The 22,859-nt window shown below is 69.0% G+C and carries 26 protein-coding genes and 1 pseudogene; 20 read left to right on the top strand and 7 right to left on the bottom strand.

The features are described from left to right. A pseudogene (locus tag ACFHWU_RS16115) lies at nt 1-293 on the top strand (hypothetical protein); the annotation flags it as partial. A 286-nt stretch (nt 294-579) separates the two neighbouring features. Here ACFHWU_RS16115 and ACFHWU_RS16110 read toward each other — a convergent pair. After that, entirely contained in the window at nt 580-792 is a 213-nt protein-coding gene (locus tag ACFHWU_RS16110) for a DUF397 domain-containing protein (protein ID WP_416557616.1), read from the bottom strand. Continuing rightward, entirely contained in the window at nt 782-1,678 is an 897-nt protein-coding gene (locus tag ACFHWU_RS16105; protein WP_416557615.1) for a helix-turn-helix domain-containing protein, read from the bottom strand. Before ACFHWU_RS16105 ends, ACFHWU_RS16110 begins: the two co-directional genes overlap by 11 nt. A 256-nt stretch (nt 1,679-1,934) precedes the next feature. Between ACFHWU_RS16105 and ACFHWU_RS16100 the strand changes: the two genes are divergently transcribed. The 16 genes from ACFHWU_RS16100 (at nt 1,935) to ACFHWU_RS16025 (ending at nt 12,619) form a co-directional block, all read left to right on the top strand. After that, a complete protein-coding gene (locus ACFHWU_RS16100) occupies nt 1,935-2,102 on the top strand; it encodes a hypothetical protein (RefSeq protein WP_416557613.1) in 168 nt (55 codons plus the stop codon). Nucleotides 2,103-2,235: 133 nt separating this feature from the next. Continuing rightward, nucleotides 2,236-2,562 carry a hypothetical protein gene (locus tag ACFHWU_RS16095; protein WP_416557612.1) on the top strand — a complete coding sequence of 109 codons (327 nt, stop codon included), beginning with the start codon at nt 2,236-2,238 and terminating at the stop codon, nt 2,560-2,562. 96 nt (nt 2,563-2,658) lie between these two features. Beyond that, a complete protein-coding gene (locus tag ACFHWU_RS16090) occupies nt 2,659-2,958 on the top strand; it encodes a hypothetical protein (protein ID WP_416590916.1) in 300 nt (99 codons plus the stop codon). Between the two features lie 4 nt (nt 2,959-2,962). Further along, a complete protein-coding gene (gene folE, locus ACFHWU_RS16085) occupies nt 2,963-3,547 on the top strand; it encodes a GTP cyclohydrolase I (protein WP_416590915.1) in 585 nt (194 codons plus the stop codon). A 78-nt stretch (nt 3,548-3,625) separates the two neighbouring features. Beyond that, the gene (gene queC / locus ACFHWU_RS16080) at nt 3,626-4,336 is read left to right on the top strand and encodes a 7-cyano-7-deazaguanine synthase QueC (RefSeq protein WP_416569242.1); all 711 of its coding nucleotides are present in this window, start codon (nt 3,626-3,628) and stop codon (nt 4,334-4,336) included. Continuing rightward, the gene (locus tag ACFHWU_RS16075) at nt 4,337-4,720 is read left to right on the top strand and encodes a 6-pyruvoyl trahydropterin synthase family protein (RefSeq protein WP_416569241.1); all 384 of its coding nucleotides are present in this window, start codon (nt 4,337-4,339) and stop codon (nt 4,718-4,720) included. It abuts the gene before it with no gap. Next, nucleotides 4,717-5,418 (top strand): 7-carboxy-7-deazaguanine synthase QueE, encoded by a 702-nt coding sequence (locus tag ACFHWU_RS16070; RefSeq protein WP_416569240.1) that lies wholly within the window; start codon nt 4,717-4,719, stop codon nt 5,416-5,418. Before ACFHWU_RS16075 ends, ACFHWU_RS16070 begins: the two co-directional genes overlap by 4 nt. A 166-nt stretch (nt 5,419-5,584) precedes the next feature. Further along, nucleotides 5,585-6,373: an RNA-directed DNA polymerase (Reverse transcriptase) gene (locus ACFHWU_RS16065; RefSeq protein ID WP_416569239.1), complete on the top strand. Its 789-nt coding sequence runs from the start codon at nt 5,585-5,587 to the stop codon at nt 6,371-6,373. 10 nt (nt 6,374-6,383) lie between these two features. Next, the gene (locus tag ACFHWU_RS16060; protein ID WP_416569238.1) at nt 6,384-7,004 is read left to right on the top strand and encodes a formylglycine-generating enzyme family protein; all 621 of its coding nucleotides are present in this window, start codon (nt 6,384-6,386) and stop codon (nt 7,002-7,004) included. After that, the gene (locus ACFHWU_RS16055) at nt 7,001-7,465 is read left to right on the top strand and encodes a DUF6884 domain-containing protein (protein ID WP_416590914.1); all 465 of its coding nucleotides are present in this window, start codon (nt 7,001-7,003) and stop codon (nt 7,463-7,465) included. Before ACFHWU_RS16060 ends, ACFHWU_RS16055 begins: the two co-directional genes overlap by 4 nt. Before the next feature lie 2 nt (nt 7,466-7,467). Continuing rightward, nucleotides 7,468-8,499 carry a glycosyltransferase family 2 protein gene (locus ACFHWU_RS16050; protein ID WP_416590913.1) on the top strand — a complete coding sequence of 344 codons (1,032 nt, stop codon included), beginning with the start codon at nt 7,468-7,470 and terminating at the stop codon, nt 8,497-8,499. Beyond that, a complete protein-coding gene (locus tag ACFHWU_RS16045) occupies nt 8,496-9,431 on the top strand; it encodes a radical SAM protein (protein WP_416569236.1) in 936 nt (311 codons plus the stop codon). The genes ACFHWU_RS16050 and ACFHWU_RS16045 overlap by 4 nt, the downstream gene beginning before the upstream one ends. After that, nucleotides 9,428-9,997, top strand: a complete 570-nt coding sequence (locus ACFHWU_RS16040) for a phosphoribosyltransferase (RefSeq protein ID WP_416569235.1) — start codon at nt 9,428-9,430, stop codon at nt 9,995-9,997. The genes ACFHWU_RS16045 and ACFHWU_RS16040 overlap by 4 nt, the downstream gene beginning before the upstream one ends. Continuing rightward, nucleotides 9,994-11,094 carry a glycosyltransferase family 4 protein gene (locus ACFHWU_RS16035; RefSeq protein WP_416569234.1) on the top strand — a complete coding sequence of 367 codons (1,101 nt, stop codon included), beginning with the start codon at nt 9,994-9,996 and terminating at the stop codon, nt 11,092-11,094. Before ACFHWU_RS16040 ends, ACFHWU_RS16035 begins: the two co-directional genes overlap by 4 nt. Then, complete coding sequence (locus tag ACFHWU_RS16030; protein WP_416569233.1) at nt 11,094-11,990, top strand: 5'-3' exonuclease; 897 nt, start codon at nt 11,094-11,096, stop codon at nt 11,988-11,990. Before ACFHWU_RS16035 ends, ACFHWU_RS16030 begins: the two co-directional genes overlap by 1 nt. Continuing rightward, entirely contained in the window at nt 11,984-12,619 is a 636-nt protein-coding gene (locus tag ACFHWU_RS16025; RefSeq protein ID WP_416569232.1) for a PIG-L deacetylase family protein, read from the top strand. The genes ACFHWU_RS16030 and ACFHWU_RS16025 overlap by 7 nt, the downstream gene beginning before the upstream one ends. 225 nt (nt 12,620-12,844) lie before the next feature. Here the strand turns inward: ACFHWU_RS16025 and ACFHWU_RS16020 are convergent, their stop codons facing one another. The 5 genes from ACFHWU_RS16020 to ACFHWU_RS16000 all read right to left on the bottom strand — a co-directional run bounded on the left by ACFHWU_RS16020 (nt 12,845) and on the right by ACFHWU_RS16000 (nt 18,681). After that, nucleotides 12,845-14,854, bottom strand: a complete 2,010-nt coding sequence (locus ACFHWU_RS16020; RefSeq protein WP_416590912.1) for a hypothetical protein — start codon at nt 14,852-14,854, stop codon at nt 12,845-12,847. Then, nucleotides 14,851-16,002, bottom strand: a complete 1,152-nt coding sequence (locus ACFHWU_RS16015; protein ID WP_416590911.1) for a purine phosphorylase — start codon at nt 16,000-16,002, stop codon at nt 14,851-14,853. The genes ACFHWU_RS16020 and ACFHWU_RS16015 overlap by 4 nt, the downstream gene beginning before the upstream one ends. After that, a complete protein-coding gene (locus tag ACFHWU_RS16010; protein WP_416557505.1) occupies nt 15,999-16,730 on the bottom strand; it encodes an NUDIX hydrolase in 732 nt (243 codons plus the stop codon). The genes ACFHWU_RS16015 and ACFHWU_RS16010 overlap by 4 nt, the downstream gene beginning before the upstream one ends. A gap of 194 nt (nt 16,731-16,924) precedes the next feature. Continuing rightward, nucleotides 16,925-17,602 (bottom strand): response regulator, encoded by a 678-nt coding sequence (locus tag ACFHWU_RS16005; protein ID WP_416569230.1) that lies wholly within the window; start codon nt 17,600-17,602, stop codon nt 16,925-16,927. Beyond that, nucleotides 17,599-18,681 (bottom strand): sensor histidine kinase, encoded by a 1,083-nt coding sequence (locus ACFHWU_RS16000; protein WP_416557507.1) that lies wholly within the window; start codon nt 18,679-18,681, stop codon nt 17,599-17,601. The genes ACFHWU_RS16005 and ACFHWU_RS16000 overlap by 4 nt, the downstream gene beginning before the upstream one ends. Nucleotides 18,682-19,232: 551 nt before the next feature. Between ACFHWU_RS16000 and ACFHWU_RS15995 the strand changes: the two genes are divergently transcribed. The 3 genes from ACFHWU_RS15995 (at nt 19,233) to ACFHWU_RS15985 (ending at nt 22,817) form a co-directional block, all read left to right on the top strand. Then, nucleotides 19,233-20,267, top strand: a complete 1,035-nt coding sequence (locus ACFHWU_RS15995; protein WP_416590910.1) for a lysylphosphatidylglycerol synthase domain-containing protein — start codon at nt 19,233-19,235, stop codon at nt 20,265-20,267. 166 nt (nt 20,268-20,433) lie between these two features. Then, nucleotides 20,434-21,762, top strand: coding sequence for an aspartate aminotransferase family protein (locus ACFHWU_RS15990; RefSeq protein ID WP_416569249.1), 1,329 nt, complete (start codon nt 20,434-20,436; stop codon nt 21,760-21,762). Next, a complete protein-coding gene (locus ACFHWU_RS15985; RefSeq protein ID WP_416557509.1) occupies nt 21,759-22,817 on the top strand; it encodes an NAD-dependent epimerase/dehydratase family protein in 1,059 nt (352 codons plus the stop codon). Before ACFHWU_RS15990 ends, ACFHWU_RS15985 begins: the two co-directional genes overlap by 4 nt. The last annotated feature ends 42 nt before the right edge of the window (nt 22,818-22,859 follow it).

The following is a 22,859-nucleotide window of genomic DNA, read 5'->3' as shown; positions in this document are numbered from 1 at the left end:
CGGTACGGATCTGGGACCCTGACACCGGCGACCAGCTGGCCAAGCTCACCGGCCACACCGGCCAGGTGGCGGCGGTGGCGGTGCTGCCCGGTCCAGACGGCGGACACCTCATCATTTCCGGCGGCGGCGATGGCTCGGTACGGATCTGGGACCCTGACACCGGCGACCAGCTGGCCAAGCTCACCGGCCACACCGGTCGGGTGAATGCCGTTGCGGTGCTGCCCGGTCCAGGCAGTCGACACCTCATCGTCACTGGAAGCGACGACCGTTCCGTGATGGTCTATCGCCAGTGACCAAAGAGCCGCGCGGCAGCCGGCAGTCCCGCTAGCGACACTCTGGGACCCCGTTAGATTGGAGCATTCTCGCGGTGATCTCGATGGTGACCTTCTAGCTAGCCTGCAGCTGTCCCCGTTGGCGGTCTGCGGGATTGACCAGGCACCCACACTGCGGTTCACTGCCATGATCTCAGTAGCCGGCACGGTGGCGTGCCGGCTACTGGGATCAATGCGGTGAAGGCTGTCAGCCGCCCTCTGCGGACAGGGCCAACCCAGACGGCCTGTGGGCGCGGCGTACTGGCTGTTAGGCGGTGAAGCGTTCGCGGCTCGCTTCGCGTACGAAGGACTGCCAGTCCTCGGGGCCGATACTCAGGACGGGGCCGGCAGGGTCTTTGCTGTCGCGGACGAGGACCCGCCCGGTGGTCGGGAGGAGGTTGGTGGCCACCTCCACGCAGTCGTTGCCGTTGCCGCTGCGGCTGGACTTACGCCACTGGGCACCGGTCTGGTCAGGCTTCACGGAGTGCCTCCAATGCAGAAGTGATCATGCTTCTCGACTCGTCCTCGTTGAGTGAGCGGCGGTCGATGTCTTCCCAGACGAGCTGGTAGGTGCCGGACTCGCCGGGCTTGTTCAGGTAGAGCGCTCCGGTCAGGGTGTCGACGTAGGCGAGTGGCGGCTCCAGCGGCTCACCGCTCTGCGGGTCCGCCGGGAAGGTCAGCAGCGCGAACGGGGTGGACGCTGCCATGCCGCCGTGGACTCCGGCGGTGAACGGCAGCACCCGGATGCTGATGTTGCCGCGCCGGGTCAGGTCGAGCAGGTGCTCGAACTGCTCGACCATCACCTCGCGCCCGCCCACGTGCCGGTGTAGTACGGCCTCATTGAGGATGACGCTGAGGTGGGGCGCGCGAGGGCGGGTGAGCAGCGACTGCCGCTCCATCCGAACCTCGACGCGTCGCCGCTTCTCGTCGTCATCGATGTAGTCGGTCGGCACCCCATGGACTTCCTCGGCGTACCGCCGGGTCTGGAGCAGACCCGGGATCAGCTCGACCTCGTACTTCCGAATCGTCTCGGCGGAGTCCTCCAGCGAGACGTAGAGCGCGAAGAACGCCGGTAGCTCGGTCTCGGTGCGGTCGTGCCACCAGGACTTCCGTCGCCCGTTGCGGGTCTCGGCAGTGAGCGCGAGGAGGATCCTCCCGTCCTCAGGCTCCGCGCCGTAGAGCTCCAGCATGGCCTTGACGTCGATGTCCCGGAAGCGTACGGCCTCGTGCCCATCCTCCATGCGGGCGATCGTCGCGCGTCCCTTCTGGAGTGCGTCGGCTGCCTGCTCCTGGGTCAGGCCGGCGCGTCGTCGCAGTGCTTCGAGTCGCCGGCCGACGTACCGACGCAACAGTGCAGAACCCACCATATCCGACACCTGTCGACCACCTCCCGCTCGTTTTGGGCGTGTGTCTCGCCCAAATGATACAACCGTTCTGCCATTACATACATTGGCCCCGCCTAAATGGGCTGGACAATTACCGATGATCTCACGTCGGCTCGATTAATGGAAAGCCGATCCCCTGAGGTGTTGATTTTTGGTCACACTCAAAGTGTAATGAGGTGGTCGCAAGTTCTCCGCCGCCCGTTCTGGCACTGGCCAGGCTATCGATTGGAGCAAGAGCGTGATTCTCGTGCTGGTAGCCGCGATATGCCTGTTCGCCGGCGTCTTCGTCGGGTTCTGCTTCGGCAAGGAAGTCAGCGGATGGTGCGTGGAGTGCGGGGATCGGGTGCGCCCACCCGATCTGCACCGTGCCGGCGGCCAGACCCGTACCCGAAGACCCTGGTCCTGATCAAACGGACGCGCAACGGACCGACGTGCGCGGCCGACGACGGCTCGCGGAGCTTCAGCACCCCTGCACCTCGCTGCCCAGGCCGGGACCCGGCTCAACACCTATTACATAGCAACTCAAGGAAGGAGGCGTGATGCCACCACCCACCCCTGCCACCGACCCGCACCAGCGCCGCCCCGATGACATCGCCGACGCGGCCACCTATCGCCCGTCCGACCGCGTCTGGGTATGGCCCCCACACACCGGCCAGTGGCGACCCGGCGTCGTGGAAGCCAGGTCGAACCTTGCGGTGCTGGTGACCTACCAGCGTCCCGGCGGCGGGACCAGCGTCGACTCGCTGCTTCCGCACAACGTCATCGCCCGTACCGAGCCCGACGCCGACCTCGACGGCACCTCGTCCCTGCCGATCCGGCTGCGCGACATCCGCCCCGTGGTCGCCGGAGCCACCGCCTCAGCCTGACCAGCCGACTCTCGACGCGAAAGGGCTACGTGTGGACAGCGAGCTCCCAGCACCATCCGACATCCTCGACCACCCGGACTGGTGTGATCTCAACGAGTGCACCGCCGGCGGCCCCAGCGAGTTCCACCCGAGTCGTCGCCGCCCGCGCACTGGGGCCACCGGCATCCCTGCAACCCCCAGCCGGGGCGGTACCCGACCGAGGTCGCCGTCCAGCTCGTCCGGTTCGTCGATGACCCGCCGAAGACCGACTTCATCCGGGTGGAGCTGGGCAGCTACGAGGAGCGGCGCTCGCACTACCTGCGCCTCGCCCAGGGCGCGGCGATGCGCGACGTACTGAACGTGCTCCTCACGCAGACGCAGACGGGTCGCGACGTGACCCGCCAGTCGGGGGCGTGATCCCATGACCTCCGGCACTGTCGACGTGGAAGCCGCGGAACGTGCCGCCGAGCAGTTCCTGACGGAGCTGGGTGTCACCTTGGACACGGACTCCAGGTCGCGCAGCGCGGCGCGGATGGTGGCCGCCTACCGGGAGCTGCTGGCCGGCCCGCAGTTCGCACCGACGACCTTCGCGAACGACGCCGGCCATCGGGATCTGGTCCTGGCCCGCGCGGTGCCGTTCGTGTCGCTGTGCGAGCACCACTTCTTGCCGTTCACCGGGGTCGCGCACGTTGGCTACCTCCCTGACGGCCGCATCCTCGGCCTGTCGAAGATCGCTCGGCTGGTGGAGATGTTCGCCCGGCGTCCGCAGGTCCAGGAGAGCCTCACCCAACAGATCGTGGGCTGGCTGTTCGAGGAGTTGAGCGCACGCGGCACCGGGGCTGTCGTCGTCGCTGAGCACACCTGCATGACCCGCCGAGGTATCAGAGCGCACGGTGCGACAACCGTCAGCGTGGGATGGCGCGGCACCCTCGCCGACGATCCGTCCGCGAGGGCAGAGTTCCTGACCCTTGCCGGAGTCGCGCTACTCGCGGGAGGCGCGCTGTGACCGAAAATCCCACCCCGATAAGAGATCGCGAACGTACGGCAGACCTCACGCACGTTTCAGGTGACGCCAGGAGGGGCGATGAGACACGGACCTAGCGGGGCGAACGCGGGATCGCCAAGGAAAGTGGTACTGGTGCTTTCCGGCGGGTTGGACAGCACCGTGCTCGCCCATCGCCTGCGGGCCGAGGGCTGCGACCTGACGATGCTGTCGTTCAACTATGGGCAGTCGCATCGCCGGGAGCTGGAGTTCGCTTACCGGACAGCCGCAAGCCTCGGAGGTGCCCACCGGGTCGTCCAGCTCGGCGCGATCGCTGAGCTGCTCGCTGGGTCGTCGCTGACCGACCCAGCGGTGGCGATGCCCGACGGGCACTACTCCGACTCCTCGATGAGGGCTACGGTCGTGTCGAACCGCAACGCGATCATGCTTGACGTGGCGGTGGCGCACGCGGTTGCCATCGGAGCCAGCGCGGTGGCGCTCGGCGCTCACGCTGGCGATCATCCGATCTACCCGGACTGCCGGCCGAGCTTCGTCGCCGCCTACGAGCAGATGGTACGGGTGGCGAACGAGGGTTTCATCGATTCGGACTTCGTGGTCCTCGCGCCGTTCATCAACGCCAGCAAATCGCAGATCGTGGCCGAAGGTGCCCGACTGGGGGTGCCGTTCGAGGACACCTGGTCGTGCTACCGGGGCGGCGCACGGCATTGCGGCAGGTGCGGGACCTGCGTCGAGCGCCGCGAGGCCTTCTTCGTCGCCAACGTGGCGGACCCGACCGAGTACGAGGTGCCGTAGGTGTTCACCATCAGAAAGTCGTTCCGGTTCGAGGCGGCGCATCGAATCTCCGGCCTTCCCGCCGATCACAAGTGCGGGCGGCTGCACGGGCACAGCTACACCGTCGAGGTCCTTGTCACCAGCCCCGACCTCGTGCCGCCGGGGTTCGTGGTGGACTTCGCCGACCTGGCGCCGCTCGGTGAGTACCTGGCCGCCACGTTCGACCACCGGGACCTGGCGGAGGTGCTCGACGTCGCGCCGACGAGCGAGAACCTGGCGTGGTTTCTCTACGAGTGGTGCCAGGAGAACCTGCCCCTGCCCGTGACGGTCCAGCTGAGGGCCGTCCGCGTCGGTGAGACCGCGTCGACTTACGCGGAGTACGCCCCGGCGGACGGCCGGTCATGAGCGCGGCGGCCGGCGGCCTTCTGGTGGCGGAGATGTTCGCGACGGTGCAGGGCGAAGGGCCGAGCTGCGGCCAGCAGGCGTTGTTCGTCCGGCTGTCGCGGTGCAACCTGTCCTGCCCGTCGTGCGACACCCCGTACACCTGGGATTGGAGCCGGTTCGACCCGGCGCGTGAGGCGACCCGGCGTTCGACGGACGCCGTACTGCGGTGGGTGCTGGACCAGCCGACTCGGCTGGTGGTGGTCACCGGCGGTGAGCCGCTACTCCAGCAGGCCGAACTGGTGCCGCTGCTCGCCGAGCTGGCTGCTGCCGGTCGCCGAGTGGAGGTGGAGACCAACGGCACGGTGGTGCCCGATCCGGCGGTGGCGGAACTGGTGGACTGGAACGTCTCGCCGAAGCTGGCGAGCTTCAGCGCCCCGCGTGACCAGCTGCGCCGGACAGTCGGTAAGGCGTTGGAAGCGTTCGCGCGCACCGGCCGGGCGCGGTTCAAGTTCGTCGCATCCGGCCCGGCGGACCTCGACGAGATCGCCGGCCTGCAGCAGCGGTTCGGACTGGACCCGGTCTGGGTGATGCCGGAAGGCACCGCAGCGGATCAAGTGCTGACCGGGCTGCAGGGCCTGGCCGACGAGGTGGTGCGGCGGGGATGGAACCTGACCTCGCGGCTGCACGTCTTGGCCTGGGGTGACGTCCGTGGCCGGTAACTCGACCCATCACGAGGGCGAAGGGCCTGGACGGGGCCGTCGTTCCCGGCCCCATCGGCCGCGCGTGTCGGGTAGCGGCTCGGGTGACGCTGTGGGGGGCGGGATCGTTCCTGCCGTCCAGGCTCGATCGAGCGTACCGGATGCGGCCCTCGCGGCACACTCCCTGATGTCGTACCTCGTCGATCCGGTTCATCTGGTCGCGGCGGCCCGCGCCTGTATGCGGCGGGCGTCGGCACCCGGTGTCGACGGGATGACCTGGGCGGCGTACCGGGTGGGCCTACGGGACCGGCTCGCGAAGCTGGCTGAACGCCTCCGCGCCGGCTCCTGGCAGCCGGCTCCGCTGCGGCAGGTATGGCTTCCGAGCTACACCGGCAAGACCTTCCCAGCCGCGATCCCGACAGTGGAGGACCGGATCGTGCACCGCGCGATGCGCGACGCGCTCACGCCGATCATGGAGGCGAGGGTGCTCGCCGACTGGGTGTCGGGGTACCGCGCCGGTCGTAACCGGATCACCTCGATACGGCAGGCCGACCAGCACCGGCGTGCGGGTAGGTGTTGGGTCGCGGACGTTGACGTTGCCGGCGCGTCACAGGGCGGCACCGTCGACGAGCTGGTCGGCTGGCTCGCCGTACACGTGAAAGACGGTGCGTTCCTGGCACGGTTCCGCCGCGCCCTGGATGCCCTGCCCACCCCGATGATGCCTGGCAGCGGCCTGTGGCCGGTGGTGTTTCACCTGCGGCTGGCGCAGGCAGATGCGCAGCTCGACGGGCTGTCAGTAGTGCGCTTCGCCGACAACTACGCCGCGCTCGCACCCGACCGCCGAGGCGCGGCCATCGCGTACGAGCGGATCGGCTGCGCGCTCGCGTCGGTAGGGCTCGCCCCGAACGTACGCAAGAGCCGAATCCGGCCACCGCACCTGGCGCACCCCGAAGACCTGTTCCTGATCGACGGATGAGAGGAGAGACATGCACAGCACCGATACGACGCGGACCACCAACGCGGACGATAGGGCTGGTCGGGCGTCACCACTGCGGTGGCTACCCGTTCCCGGCGGCAACGGCCGGTTCGGGGACACGGCCCGGGAACGTACGGTGACCGACCTCCTCGTGGCGGCCACACCGTTGACGTACTGGCATCTGAACCGGGCCGACGAGCCGCCGGACCCGGACCTGCCGGTCGTCGAGGTCGACCATGCCCAGGCCGTCCGGCTCGCAGCCGACGTGGGCGGACGGCTGCCCACCTCAACGGAGTGGGAATGGATCGCCGGCGGCCGGCAGCGACGGACCTGGCCGTGGGGAGACGACTCCTGGCGGCCGGACCTCGCCCGACTCCGCGGCACGGAGGTCGAACACACCCGCTGCGGGCCGGTCGGCGTCCACCCGGCCGGGGCGACCCCGGAGGGCCTGCTCGACGTGGCCGGCAACTGCTGGGAGTGGACGTCCACACCAACCATGGGGCACGGGTACGTGATCAGAGGCGGCTCCTATGCCTCACCGCCGTTGTACGCCCGCTGCACGTTCCTCAACGCCGTGCACGCCGAGTGCCGCAGCGCGGGAATCGGCGTACGCCCGGTGAGGCCGGCATGAACCACAAACTTGCGCTGCCGGTCAGCGACGGGCTTGTCCTCGTCAGCTGCTCGAAGGAGAAGTCAGCAACGCGCCGTGCGCTGGCCGCGTTCGACCTCTACGACGGCGGCTGCGTCCCACCGATGCGCGATCGGCTCGGCTACCGGCCGCACCGCGACCGAGTCCGCTTCCTCAGCGCCGAACACGGACTCGTGCATGCCGACACCCCGTTGCACACCTACGACCGGCCGCTCGATCCGCACCGCGCCGTCGAGCTGCGGCCCCGGGTGGCGGCGGCACTGACCGCCGAGTTCGACACCACCGGCGTGCCGGACGAGATCCTCGTCGTCGCCAAACCGCTGTACCTGGTCCTGCTCGCCGACCTGCTCGCCCACCCGGCACGCCCTCGCATCCACTGGATTCCCGACCACGCGTCCGGGTGGCCCGACGCCGCCCGTGTTCTCAACACCTGGGGATGGTGACCATGCCGACCCTGGCCCAGATGCTGGCCGCCAGCGACAACGACCACACCGACCTGACCGCAGCGTTCACCGCCCGCACCGGGCTGGGCTGGCACGACCCGACACCAGCGGCGATGGCAGCGGGGACCGCGCTGTCGGTGGTGATCCCCGCACACAACAACGCCTACAGCCTGCCCGTCGTGCTCGACGCACTCGCGAAGCAGGACACCTCCGGAACGGTCCAGGTCTCCGTGATCGACGACGCCTCCACCGACGACACCCCGGCCATCATTCGACTGCACCCCGCAGTCGACACCGCCTACCGGCTGCCCGTACAGGTGGGTGGCGCCGCCGCCCGCAACGTCGGCACCCACCTCGCCGACGCCGACACCATCGTCCACCTCGACGCCGACATGGTGTTGACCGCCCACGCCCTCGCCGACATCGCCGTACGGGCCCACCCCAGCCTCGTTCAGGTCGGATTCCGGCACAACATCGCCTACCAGCCCGGCCGGTACCTGCGGGCCGAGGTCCCCGAAGGGGAGCCGGACCTGCACGCTGACCACCGCGTCCGGTGGACCCCGCCAGTCGGCAAACCCATGTTCTACACCGGCGATGTCTACCACCAGCCGATGGACCTGCGCCCGCTCGACGACACCCACGACTTCGTCGATCTCGGCCACGGCGCCCGCTACTTCGACTGGGACCTGCCGAGGATGGTCGTCACCGCACTGGTCGCGATGCCCCGCGCAGCCGTCACCCACGTCGGCGGATTCGACCCCGGATGGACCGTCGCCGGCTGGGGAGCCGAGGACACCCACCTCGGCGCGACACTGATCGCCGCCGGCTGCAAGATCACACCCCTGCGTCAGCTCCGCGCCTGGCACATCGACGCCCCCGACGCCGCAATCCAATGGCGGGCGAAGCTGGCCAGCGTCCCAGCCCGCATCGCCTACTACCGGCACCTCCTCGGCGAGCCCGCCCCCGCCCAGCGGGAAGCCGACCTCGCCTCGCGGGCCCAGGCCCTGCTCGCGCATGCGGAGGTGCTGCGGTGACCTCTCGTGTGTATGGCGTCGATGGCCACCTCGCCCACGACCCGGCGACCGGACTGACCCACCACGCCCCACACCCGCTACCCGCCGGCAGATGGAGCGGAGACCCCGCTGAGGTCAGCCGGTGGCCGGTCATCGCCCCCGACCAGCACACCCGATCCCAACCAGCCAGCATCTGCTGGTCGCCGATCGTCCGCTGCAACCTGCACTGCCCGCACTGCCTCGACGACACCAGCGTCCGTGAACTCGGCCCCGCCGACCGCAACCGCATCGCCCAGATCCTCGCCAGCAGCGACATCCTCGGCGTGGACATCAGCGGCGGCGAACCACTGCTCCTCAAAGACCTACCCGACCTGGCCCACACCGTCACCGCCGGTGGACGCGCCGCAGTGTCGATCACCACCAACGGCACCCACCTGCAACGCCGCGTCCCACACCTCGCAGACGTCGTCGATGCCATCCGGGTCTCCCTCGACGGAGCGACCGAGCCCACCCACGACCGGCTACGCGGCACCGGCAGCTTCACCCACGCCATCGCCGGAATCCGTGCCGCCGTCCAGGCCGGCGTCTCCGTCCAGATCCAGACCGTGCTGATGGCCACCAACCAGCCGGAGACCCAACGAATGATCGACCTCGCCCACGACCTCGGCGTCAACGGCCTGACCCTGCTCCAAATGCTGCCCATCGGCGCTGGCCTGCACCAACAGAACCAGATGCTCACCGACGTCGCCGCACTCGACCACGTGCACCGCCTGCACATCCCAGACACCCTGCGCGTCCGGCTGCGCACCCGCGAACTCGCGGGCGGATTCACCGTCGTCCGCGCCGACGGACACATCTGGCGCAACGACCAGCGCGGACTGACCATCGCCGGACTGAAGCCGCTGACCACCCCCGCCGACCTCACCCTCACCGCGAAGGACGGATCCGCATGACCAGCCGCACCGCCCAGCGGACCTTCACCCACCGCCGCGTCCTACGGCTCACCGCCGACGCCTACGAGCAGGCAGTCAACCTCCTCGCCCGCGAAGTGACCAACCGGATCGGACCCATCGGGGCGATCATCGGCATCGCCAACGGCGGCGTACCCCTGTCCCACAGCCTCGCCGCCCGCCTCGACGCCCGGGTCCTACGGGTCGATGCCAGACACAACCCCACCGACACGATCTACACCCAGGCCACCGGCCACGTCACCCTCGACCTGCGGCCACTCACCACCGTGCTGCGCGACACCCGCCTGCTCGGCAACGTCCTGCTCGTCGACGACATCTGCGGCACCGGCGCGACCATCGACGCGCTCTACCCGAAACTGTTCCCGTACCTCTGGGCGGGATCGGTCGTCCACACCGTCGTCCTGTGCCGCAACACCGGTGCCGACTACAACCCCCACCTGTGGATCTGGGACACCGACGACTGGGTGCACTTCCCCTGGGAAGCGCCCCTCCCCACCGCCACGCCCGTCGAAGACCTCGCCGTCCCCGACACCGCGCAACACCGATGACGACCGTCGCCTTCGTCCTCGCCTCCTGGCGACCGGACGCCCCCGCCGGCATGGAACGCGCCGTCGCTGGCACCGTCACCGGTCTGACCGCCAGCGGCCACCGTGCCGTCATCATCACCGCCGACCGCACCACGCCACCCAGCTACGCCGCCGCGCCCGTCGTCACCCTCGACAGCCTGCGCATCCCGCACCCCTGCGACGACGACAGCCTGCGCGACGCCATCACCGCCGCCGAAACGCCGATCCGCGCCGAGCTGACCAGCACGTTCGCCGCACACCAGGTCGAGATCACCGTGTACGTCGACAGCCTCTGGGGACTTGGCCGGGTCATGCCCACCACCGACACAACCCGCCGGATCCTCGGCATGCACGTCGTCGGCCATCACACCGACCTGGCCGCCGCCCTGCCCCGAGCCCACACCGTCATCGCCCCCTCCGACACCGTCCTGCGCCGCGCCGCCGCCAACGGCTACGACACCTCCCGCTGGCGGGTCGTCCCGAACCCTCTGCTCACCGACCAGCCGCCAGCACCGGAATCCCGCCGCCGTCTACTACGCCGGGAAGGTCCGATCCGCGTCGTCGCGCGCCTGGGCCCGGAGAAGGGCGTCACGCAGCTGCTCGCTGCCGCCAGCGCCCGTCCGTCCGGATACGCCGTCGAGATCGCCCTGGCCGCTGCCGGGTTCGAGGTCTCCACCGGGGGCCAATCGCAGCTACTTGGTGAAGCGCGGCGTCTCGCCGCCGGAGCCGGAGTGCAGCTCCGGGCAGGTCTGCGATGGGCGCAGGTGCCCGCCTGGCTCGCCGCCGCCAGCGTCTGCATCGTGCCTTCCCTGGCCGAGACGTTCGGCCTGGTCGCCCTCGAAGCAATGGCCGTCGGCACCCCCGTCATCGCCCTCGACGTCGACCACCTCCCGACGCTCATCGGCGATGGCGGCGTCATCGTCGAGCGGGCCAGCGGCCACGTCGGGCTGTGGCGCGCCGCCGACCAGCTCCTGCACGACCCGGTACGCTACGAACGCATCTCCAGGGTCGGCTACTACCGCGCGCGGGACTATCGACCCGCCCACATCGCTGGCCAACTCCTGAAGGTGGTGAGCTGATGGGCGGTCGCCCCATGCAGCCAACGCTCCCAATCCCCGCCGACATCACAGCTGCCCCGCCGCTGCTGCTCGTCGACGGACACAACCTCCTGTGGGGAGCCACCTTCGGCTTCCCCGCACCGATCTACTCCCGCGACAAGACCCGCCTGCTCACCGGACTGTTCGCCTTCTTCGCCCTCCTACGGGTCGCGATCCGCAACGAGATCCCCGGCGGCGGCCCTGAAGTCATCGTCGTCTGGGACGGCGAACACGGCTCGCGGGCACGCCAGCAGGAACACGACGGGTACAAGGCCAGCCGGCCCACCGACGACGACGCCCTCCTGCCGCTGCGCTTCCTGCCCGACGTCAAGCGAGGGCTCGACAGCTGTGGCATAGCTTGGATCGAACTGGACCAGGCCGAAGCCGACGACGTCATCGCCACCCTCGTCCATGCCACGCCAGCGCCGCGATCCGTGATCGTCATGTCCCGCGACCGGGACTACTACCAACTCGTCACCGACCGCGTACACGTCCTCAACACCCGCTTCCGCGCCGGCCACCGGCTCGTCACCCCCGACGAGGTGTACGCCCGCCACCAGGTCACCCCCGACCAGTGGGCCGACTTTCGCGCCCTGGCCGGCGACCCCGCCGACGAGATACCCGGCGTCCACGGCGTCGGTGCCAAGACCGCCGCGCGACTCCTCGACGGCGGACTTCACCTGGAAGACCTCCCCGCCTCCGGGCGGCTCACCAACGGCCGCGGCCGAACCGTCGCCGAGCAGTACGACCTCGCCCTCAAATGGCGCGACCTCATCCGACTCACCACCACCCTCGACCTGCCCCACCACCCGACCGGCACCCCCAGCCCGGCACTACCCCGACCCGCCGACATCGTTGAGGAACTCGGACTGTGGTAGCCACCCCCACCGGCGGAATCCTCACCGTCATGGCCCACCCCGACGACGCCGAACTCTGGGCCGGCGGAACCCTCGCCGTACACGCCGCCGCCGGCGTACCCGTCGCCATCGCCGTGCCCGGCCTCAACCCGACGAGACGTCGGGAAGCCGTCGCCGGCGCCCGACTCCTCGGCGCGACACCGCACCTACTCGATGCCATCACCGTAGACACAGTGCGGGATCTACTCGTCGGCATTCAGCCCGACGTCGTCATCACCCACAACCTCGACGACATCCACCCAGACCACCAACAAGCAGCGCAGATGCTGCTCACCGCGCTACCAGACGTTGTCATCAGCACCGGCAAACCCCACGCCGTCTACACCTGCGACAGCTACCACAACCTCGACCGCCACGGACACCCACTACATCTACCCACCATCATCGACATCACCCCCACCTGGCGCACCAAGATCACAGCGCTCGCCGTACACCAGTCCCAGCCCATCACCGAGCACTTCGGCCCCATGGCCGAAACCCTGGCTCGCCTCCACGGCGGACGCGCCGGTGTCCAGTACGCCGAAGCCTTCGCCCCCGTACCCGTCCTTGGCCGACTCCCCACCACCCCACTCTCCCTATCGGGGCATTAGGTGGAGTACGCACGAATTGCCGCAATACTCACTGGACGTAGATTCGCTAAGTGGACAAAATTGATATTCCGAGTGAATGCGGGCCGCTCTGACTAGTCGCGTAGCAGTTTGCGCGACGGAACTTGCAAGACCCAAATAAACTGCATGGGAATTCCATGTACTACGGGTGCGGTGATCGATGCTGAGTGCTGGCCGTGACCCCTGAAGTGGCCAGCGCCGCGTGGGTCAGTCCTCCATAGCCGCGACGAGCCGTCGTAGGCCGGCGCGTTCCCGGCGGTTCTCGTGGGTGATCCACTCCTTGCCTTCGGCGGCGATGCCTTCCAGCACATGCAGGGTGCGATCGAGACCCGAGGCGTCGAGGGAGACCTGGGAGGCGATGCGGTCGTCGTCGCCGAGCTCCGGCATGCCTGGCCACTCACCATTGATCGTCAGCTCGTCCCGGGGGTTGTTCGTCAGGGTCAGGGAGAGCTTTTTCTCGCCGTTGCGGGCATCGACGACGTGCGCCGCCACGACCGAGTTGTACTGGTATGTGAGGCGCTGCTGATCGCCGAATCCCGTGGTCTCGAAGTCGAGGGTGACCGTCACCTGGCGGACGCCGTCCTTGGTGAGCAGGAAGAGGAGAAGTTTGTATCGCGAGTAGCGCCATGGTCCTTTGCTGACTCGGGCCCGCTTGCACCCGGGCAGGGGCGCCTCGATGAAGGCGTGCGCTATCACGTCCTGCGCGGCCAAGCGGTAGTGCCGCAGCGTGTCCTGGACCAGGATCTTGCGATCGCAGTCGAGCCAGTGCGCCATCTCCGCGTCGGTTGGCTTCGATTCCAACTTGCGTACCCACCTGTCGTACGCCGCGCACCGGTCCTCGTAGTCGTGCCGGACCCGGACCAAGTCGTCCCGGTAGCGGTGGCGCTCGAGAAGGAGCGCATGCCAGCCCTGGATGGCGAGGCGAGCCCCGGCCACGACGCCGACCGTCGCGATCGCCGTCGTGAACGGTGCTTCGACGAGGGCCTGCCACAGGAGCAGCGGCCCGGCAACCACCAGGGCGAACACGGCGGCGCCGAAGGCGGCCCACGTCGAGGATGGCACTCGCGAGTTCTCGGGATCCGCTGTGAGTTCACCGCTGAGCCACAGCCGCTTGACGTCGCTGGCGAGGAATCTCACTAGCCAGGCGACCCGCTTGGCGTCGACCGATTGCTCCCGGTACAGCTCGACCAGCTCGTTGCGCAGGGACTGCCGGATGCCCGCCGTCTCCGCCAGCCACGTCTCCCGGGCCAGGCCCTGCGGCAGGTAACGTCCGAAGTAGCGGTCGAACAGGGAGTCCATCGCTGAGGCGAACCGGTCGGACTGTGCGGGTACACGCTGAGGTGTGAAGGTGAGACGTTGGCGGGCCATCCGCCGTCGATGCTGAGCCAGTCGGATCGTGAATCCCGCCCGGACCGTCACGACGGCGGCTCCAAGAGCCATCATCAGGTAGCCGGCCGAGCGGGGCCACGAGTGCGCCAAGGCGTAGTTGATCACCAATAGGCCCGTGACGAGGAGCAGCGCCGAGCCGCCGATGGCGCGCAGGACGTCCGCCGCGTCGGTGCGGAGCGGGGGTGGCGGAACCGGCCGAGGACGTACCGGCTTGGGCTGGAAGAACTTCCAGACGCGCTGCGCCCGGTCCTTGGCCGTCCTGTCGCGCCGCGCGGCCGCGAACGTCTTCTCCCAGGTCCAGTCCTGATGCGGGCCGGCCAGGAAGACCTCGAGATGGTTGAGGATGCTTTCCTGTAGGGACGGGTCGAGCGACTCGAACTCCTTGACCACCGCACCGATCTCGGCCGGGTCGGGAGTCTCCGCCGTGGTCTGCGGCAGCGAGTCCAGCAGCGAGCCGACGACATTGATGCCCCGAGCCCAGGGATCTTCGGAGCGTTGTGTCGCCCAACGGCGCACCTGTGCCAACTGTGCGAGTTCCTGGTCGGTCAGGCTCTGCACGGTACGGCCGCTCAGCAGTGCGAGCGCCAGGTAGAAATAGGCGCGGGAGTACTTGTAGCCCCGGGCGACCGCTTTCATGATCAGCTCCCTCGCCTTGGACGGCGCGCTAATCTCCAGGTAGTGGAGGCCGACCTCGAACTGCCGCTCAGGCGGGTCGTCCTCGCTGACGTGGTACCCGCCTTCGATGTGGACCCATTGGGCCTGGAACCCGACCCGGGCATCGCCGTCCGCGACGTTGATGAACGCTTTCTCCTGCGGTCCGGCGCTCATGACAGGGCCCGCAGAGCCGCTATGAGCCCCGCGACCCGCGTGGCGAGATCCGTCCAGTCCAGCAGCAGGCCGCGCAGCTTCCGCAGGGCGGTGGTCGCACGACTGCGTGCCTCGTCGTCGGCCGGAGGAACCTCTGCGGCGGCGGCATCCATCTCCTGCTCCGCAGCGCGGTACGTGACCGTGTCCACGTCACCCGCCTCATGGCACTTACGGAGCGCGGCGCGCAAGTCTGCGAGCTGGTCGTGGAATGTCTCCCTGCCGGGACCGCCTGGCGCGCCGTAGACGGTCGCGTGGTGAACGGTATGTGCCTGAAATCCGACGTGGGCGTTGCCCTTGGCGACGTTTCTGACAGAGCCGGACATCGACGAATCACCTGCTTCTTTCCGAGGACGGCGAGGGGAGGAGCCATACTGCGCCCCGAGCTCCTGAGCGAGCGCGAGGGCGAAGGCCGCAGCGTTGGCGGCGGCACGCGGCTGCCAGTTCTCGCCGTCGGTGTGGACCTTGGTCCCGTCAGCGCGGTCGCTGATACCGCGGACGACGACGGCCGGCAGAGAGCGGTTCAAGTGGGCGGCCTGGGCGACCCCGGCGGACTCCATCTCCACTGCCAACGCGTCGTTGTAGTGATCACGAATGCGCGTGGCCTCGGGCGAGGACGCCGAATCGAGGACGACCTCTCCAGCGGCGATCGGGCCGAACCGCACCCGGGGCACGCCTCCGGAGAGACCCTGCGCCCAGCCCCGCTCCCGCTCAAGATGCCGGGCGAGCTGATCACAGACATGGGGGATCTCCCACACGCGAGGTCGGGTGCGGAACGCGTCGCTCTCGCTGGTGCCGCCGTGATAGGCGTACACGTGGGTGGCCACGACGACGTCGCCGAGGCCGACGGAGGGCCAGAGCGCCCCGGCCACGCCGGCGAAGATGACCGCTTCCGGATCGAACTCGGTCATGGCGCGCTCGGCGATGACAGCGGAGGGATGGTTCCCCTTGCCGACAAGGCCGAGAATGATCTCACAGGAGCCTCCGGCCACAGTTCCACGTTCGAATCGCGTGCCCATCGGATGCACGTGCGGTTCGACTTTCGTGAGACGTTCGCGGACTGCGTTGTACTCGAGGTCCAGTGCGGTGAGCACGACCACAGGTCTGGTCATCTCTCATCTCCTCCGGATGTGACGGCCGAATCCGTGCGGATCATGGGTGGGTAGAGGTTCTGGCACGGACCAGCGCGGTAGACGCGGGCCGGGCGACCGGTGCCCGTGGCGCGCGGCGGACCGGCGGGGACCACGAAGCCCTTCGTGCCCTGGACCTTGCGGTAAAAGTTGCGGGGGTCGAGCGGCGTACCCCAGACGGCCTCGTAGACCTGCTGCAGCTCCGTGAGGGTGAAGACCTCGGGGCAGAAAGCGGTCGCGAGCCCGGTGTGCTCCAACTTGGAACGAGCACGCTCCACCCCGTCGACGACGATGCGGAGATGGTCGAAGGCAAGCGGTACCCGCGCCGCGAGTACATCGTCGGCCGGAGTCCACTCGGCGGCTGCGGCGTCGGTTCCGGCGATGGGCTCGGGAAGGCGCGGCACGACGGCGAGGTGGGCGACGGAGACTACGCGTCCACGAGGGTCACGGTCGGGGTCGCCGTATGTACCGAGCTGCTCCAGGTGCGGGATGTCGGTGAGCCCTGCCTCCTCCCGCAGCTCCCGGCGGGCGGCGCCGAGGATGTCCTCTCGCTCATCGGCGAGGAATCCACCAGGCAGCGCCGCCTGCCCAGCGAACGGCTCGACGCCGCGCCGCACGAGGAGCAGGTATAGGCGACCATCGCGCAGGGTGAGGATCACGAGATCGACAGTGAGCAGGATCCGGGGCGGTTCCCATATGTCATCGAGCACCACTCGACCATAGCTTTTTGTCGACATGACAAGAAGTCATCTGACCTGTCGTATCGTCGACACTCAAAGTAACGACTTGATCATCAAGAAGTGAGCCAACGGTGGCGAGTCAGTCCGGAAACGGTCCGATCGCCGGGCGTCCGATCGGCCCGGCACCGGGGAGCGCCGAAGTGCGGCGATGCGGGCGAGCCCAGTCAGTTGACCGGTGCCTGCGGCGCCGGCTTGATCAGCCGCGCCGCAGTAGCCTTGCGGATCGCGTCGACTCGCGACACCGCGTGCAGCTTCGCGTAGATGTTCGTCAGGTGCCGTTTGACGGTGGCCTCCGTGATGCACAGCCGACCGGCGATCTGGGCGTTGCTCAGCGCTTCGGCGGTCAACCGCAGCACCTCCAACTCCCGTTCTGTCAACGGTGGCGTGGTGCGCGGTCGCTGCCGGTCGAGCCGTTCCACGGTCGCGCGGGACACCGCCAGCAGGACGTTCTGCACGGGCCGGCGCACCACGGACCGGACGGCGGCGACGAGTTCGTCCCGCAGGATCGTCTTGAGTAGGTACGCGACCGCGCCGGCCGTCAGCAGTTCGGACACGAGGTCGGGGTCGTCGTGCATGGTTACCACGACGACCCGGGTCTGTGGGGCGGCCCGGCCGACCTGACGGACGACGGCGGCGGCGCCGAGGCCGGGCATCTCCACGTCAAGCAGCAGGACGTCGGGTCGTAACCGGACGCACACGGCCACCGCCTCCGGCCCGGTCGACGCCTCGCCGACGACCGTGAATTTGGCATCGGTGCAGAGCATCTCGCGGATGCCGTCACGCATCAGCGCGTGGTCGTCGGCGAGACAGACCCGGATCTGCGGCCGGTCCGGGGCGGTCAAAGCCCGCTCTTCATCAGCGGGACCCGTACCTCCACGCGGGTGCCCCTACCCGGCTCGCTGACGACGGAGAGTCGGCCCCGAAGCAGCAACGCCCGCTCCCGCATCGACGGTAGTCCGCCGCCGGCCCGGTACGGGCCACTCGAATCAAAGCCCCGGCCGTCGTCGGAGACCACGGCGCGCACCTCGGTGGCAGCTGCATTGACGGTGACGTCCAGTCGGCGTGGTGCGGCGTGGCGTAGCGCGTTGCGGACCGCCTCGCGCAGGATCAGGTAGAGCTCCTCGGTGGTATCCGGAGGCAGGGCCTTGGCGTCGCCGGTGATGCGCAGCGAGACCCGTACCGATGGTGGCGTCGTCACCTTCAGGTATTCGCGCAGCGCGCTCGCCAGGCCCTCCTCGCCGACACAACGGCGCAGTTCGGCGGACAGTTGCTGCACGGTACGCACCGCCTCGCCGAGGTACTCGACCGCGCTGTCGAGATTGGCCCGCGCACGCGCCTGGTCGTGTTCGGCGTAGTGCCGGTTCAGGTCCAGTCGGTGCAGCGTCAGGCTCATGCCGTGCAGCACCCGGTCGTGCAACTCCCGAGCTATCCGTCGCCGCTCCTCCTGCCGGGACTCCTGCAGCTTTGTCATCAGGAACGTCACGTAGGACAGGGATCCGACGGCGACTCGCGCCATGATCGCCTCATGGAACAGTTTGCTGATCCGGGTCGCGCTGATGCTGTCGGTGGGCGCGAATTCGCGACTGATGATTGGCAGGCCGACCTCGAACAACGTGATGGCGGCGCGTAGCGACTCCACCGGGTGGATGCCGTGCTCGGCCCGCTGCGCACCGATTTCGACACTGGGCAGCCGAGCCTCACCCGTCAGTGTTATCCGGAAGGTGTCCGGCAGTCTGAGCTGAGCCGCCACGTCGTCGAGGACCGATGCGACCTGGTCGGCGAGCTGTTCGGCGACCTCCGGCCGGCTGATCAACTGGTTGCCCTGCTGCCGCAGGGCCCTGGTGAACGCGCTGAGGACCTCGTCGAGGATCCCCGTGGTGTCCGTGCTTCGGGCCGCGTCCGCGTCACGCCCAGTTCTCAAGAGGCCTCCCCGCCGACTCCTGTCACGGAGACTTATGATAGCGCTCCCGACTGGAACATCCACCCCTTACGGGGTTTGAGTGTCGGGATTAGATCGTCTCTGCTCAGGCCGCTTGGTTGTGGTCTCCGTCTTTGATTTTGCTGGCCATAAGCTTTTCTTTAGCAATTTACCCATATAAATCAACTTGAATCCTTACCGGTTGGACCTGGTTGGCCTTTTCGTCGTGCTGCGGTGCGGACGGCGTAATCCCGTCCGACAGCCTCCGCTCCGCCCGCCCGCGTGTCGTCCGACCCGGCGGTGCGCCTGCGCCCCGGCTGCATCCGTACGCGCCGTTGGTCGAGGCGTCGCGCGTCCTTGGTCGTAGCCGGTGCCGCCACCTTCATGGAGCCTGTCGGCGGATGGGGCTCTGCCACCTTGGCCGGCCCGGAAGCCGGCCCCTACCATCGACCCATTGATGATTGTCGTTGTGGGGAGCCTGCTCGGGCCACGATCCGCCCTGTGCGGGCGGCCCGCCGACGAACCATCCGACACGAGGAAAGGAGCAGGCCGTCATGGTCACAGACGCGCCGACACCCGCCGGCCGAGAGCCGGCACCCGGCACTGTCCGGCGTGGTCGCCGGCTCGTCGGGCGGCTGGTCGTCGGGGCGTTCGTGGTCGCCGTCTGCATCGTCGTCGCGTTCGCACTCCGTGACCAGGACTGGTCGACGCTCGGCCAGCTGACCCGTCCCCGGACGGTGCCGGCGCTGGCCGCCGCCCTGGTGGTCACCTCCGGCGGCCTGCTCTGCGCCGCCCGTGCCTGGCTGCTGACCATCTCGACGACCGGCGTGCCGGTGCCGGTCACCGCCGGTGTCCGGATGTTCTTCGTCGGCCTCCTCGGAAAGTTCCTGCCCGGCCGGGTCTGGGGCCTGCTCGCCCTGCTCAAGCTCGGCGAGCGGGCCGGGGTGAGCCATCCCAGAATGGCGGGAATCTACCTGGTGAACGTGGTGGTGGTGCTGCTCAGCGGTGGGGCCGTCGGTCTGCTGGTCGCGCCGGCCCTGCTCGGGGCCCACTCCCTCTGGCTGTTCCCGGCCCCCGGCGCGCTGCTCGGGTTACTGCTCCTGCGGCCGGCGTTGATCGACCGGGTGGTCGCCGTGGCGGCCCGGCTGGCCCGTCGCCCACAGCTGGCCCGGCTGGCCCGGCCCGAGCACCTGCGGCGGTCGATCGGCTGGCAGACGGCCTCGTGGGTGCTGTTCGGGGTGCACGTCTGGCTGGTCGCCACCCTGCTGGGTGCCGCGCCGGTCAAAGCGCTGCCAGTGGCGCTGGGCGCCTTCGCAATCGCCAGTGTGGCTGGCACCCTAGCCCTGTTCGTTCCGGACGGCGTCGGGGTGCGGGACGTCCTGCTGATCGCCGCCCTCACAGTCGTGCTGCCCCTGCCGGCGGCGGTCACCACCGCCATCGCCAGCCGGGTGCTGTGCACCCTCGCCGAGATCCTCACCGCCGGGGCCGCCCTGCTCGTCACCGCGCTGCGCGACCGGCGTGCTGCGCGGGCGGCCGCCGCGTCGACGGACACCTCGGCGGGACGGTCCCCGGCCCCGGCTTCGTTCTGACCCGCCACCGCCCCGCCATCGGCGCGTACCCACTCGCCGCGATCAGAGAGCGAAAGGACCCAGCGAGATGCCACCACTGTTGTCCATCGACGACGCCGAACAGCTCAGCGTCGAGCAGGTGCACGACCTGTACCGCCAGCACGTGAACAAGGGCCAGGTCAGCCTGATGACCTCGTTCGGGTTCGGCCGGGAACTCGCCGACCGGGCCGAAGGCGCCTACATCCACACCCGCGACGGCCGGCGGATCCTCGACTTCACTGGCGGCGTCGGGGTGCTCAACCACGGCCACAACCATCCGCGCATCCTGGCCGCCCGCCGCCGGTTCGCCGAGCGGCAGCGGATGGAGGTGCACAAGACCTACTTCTCGCCGTACCTCGCCGCGCTGTCACACAACCTGGCCGCCGTCCTGCCCGGCGACCTCGACATGTCGTTCCTGCCGAACTCCGGCGCGGAGGCCGTCGAGGGCGCGGTGAAGCTGGCGTACAAGTACCACGGCGGGCGGCGCAACACGATCCTGCGCAGCGACATCAGCTTCCACGGCAAGCTACTCGGCTCCGGCAGCCTCACCGGCAGCACCCAGAACCACTTCACCTTCCCCGGTATCCCCGGGGTGGTGTCGTTCGACTACGACGATCTGGCCGCCGTGCGGGCGGCGGTGGAGGCCAGCCGCGACCGCAAGGGCCGCAGCGACGTGTACGCCATCCTCATCGAACCGTTCAGCGCCTCGACGATCCGGTGGTGCTCGGAGGAGTTCCTGCGTGGCCTTCGCGAACTGTGCACCCGCGAGGACATCGTGTTGATCTTCGACGAGATCTACACCGGCTGGGGCAAGACCGGGACCATGTTCCACTTCATGCGCTACCCCGGGCTGATCCCCGATGTGGTGACCACCTCGAAGTCCTTCGGCGGGGGCAAGTCGTCGATCTCGGCGTACGTGGCCCGGCGGCGGATCTTCACCAAGGCGTACGGCAGCCTCAACGACGCGCTGTTGCAGAGCACCAGCACCACCTACTACGGCTTCGGCGAGGAGACCGCGACCGCGATCGAGGCGATCAACGTGGCGGTCGACGAGGACTTCCCGGCCCGGGCACGGGCCATCGATCGGGTGCTCGCGCCGGGACTCGCCAGGATCGCCAAGGAACATCCCGACGTGGTGACCGAGGTACGGGGTGCCGGTGCGCTCTGGGGCGTCTTCCTGAACAGCGCCCGCTCGCTGGACCTGGCGGCCAAGGTCGCACCGGGCGGGCTCGCCAAGGATCCGCAGTTCGGCACCAAGCTCGTCACCTGCGCGGTGATCAACGCCCTCTACCGCGACCACGACATCTACAGCTACTACACGCTCAACGGCAGAAACCCGCTGGTGGTGGGGCCACCGCTGGTCGTCGAACCCGCCGAGGTCGAGCATTTCCTCGACTGCCTTGACCGGACTCTCGCACTCGGCATGACCCGGCTGCTGGCCCGCTTCGTGGCCGAGAAGGTGTCGTCGCTGTGGTGAGCGGGGCCGCGGCCGGGACGGTGACCGTGACCGGCGGCAGTGGCATGCTCGGTGGCAACCTGGTGCGATCCCTGGCCGGCGACGGATGGCAGGTACGCAGCGTCGACCTGCGGCCACCGGCCGAACCGGTGCCCGGCGTCGACTACCTGACCGTCGACGTGCGGGACGCAGCCCGGGTCCGCGTGGCGCTGCGCGGTACGGACGTGGTGGTGCACACCGCCGCGGCGCTGCCCAGCTACCCGGAACCGGAGATCCGGTCGATCATCGTGGACGGCACCCGCAACGTGCTCGACGCCGCCCGGGCGGTCGGTGCCGACCGGGTCGTGCACATCTCCACCACCGCTGTGTACGGGCTACCCGGGCAGGTGCCCACCACCGAGGACCACCCGCGTGAACCGGTGGACCCGTACAGCCGGGCGAAGGCCGCCGCCGAGGAGGTCGGTGAGCGGTCGCGGGCCAGCGGGATGTGCGTACCGATGCTGCGACCGAAGACCTTTCTCGGCCCTGGCCGGATGGGTCTGTTCGCGATGCTGTTCGAATGGGCCGAGGAGGGCCGGAACTTTCCGGTGCTCGGCCGGGGCGGCGTGCGGATCCAGATGTTTGCCGTGGAGGACCTGGTTGACGCGGTCCGGGTCGTCCTGCACACCCCCGCCGACCACGCCAACGACACGTTCAACCTGGGCGCGGCCGAGTTCGGCACGCTGCGGGAGGACTTCCAGGCGGTGCTCGACGCGGCCGGGCACGGCGGGCGGGTGGTGCCGGTTCCGGCCCGCCCCGCCGTCGCGGTCCTGCGGCTGCTCGAGCGGCTGCGGCTGTCGCCGGTGTACGGGCGACTCGTCCACAAGCTGTGCAACGACTCGTACGTCAGCATCGACAAGGCCGGCGAGGTCCTCGGCTGGCGGCCGCAGTACTCCAACCGCGACGCGATCCTGCGCACCTACCACTGGTGGCGGGCGGCCCGCTCCGCCGGACCCGTTGCCAGCCCGTCCACCGGGCGGACCAGCCGGGATCCATGGAAACAGGGCGTCCTGAGCCTGGCCAAGGCCGTCTTCTGAACCGTCCGGTAGCTCACCCCGCGCCTCCCACACCCACCGGAG

Source organism: Micromonospora sp. LOL_015, from assembly GCF_048060275.1.
Lineage (GTDB): Bacteria > Actinomycetota > Actinomycetes > Mycobacteriales > Micromonosporaceae > Micromonospora_E.
Note: the sequence above shows the minus strand (reverse complement) of the source record. Positions and strands in the feature narration are given on the sequence as shown.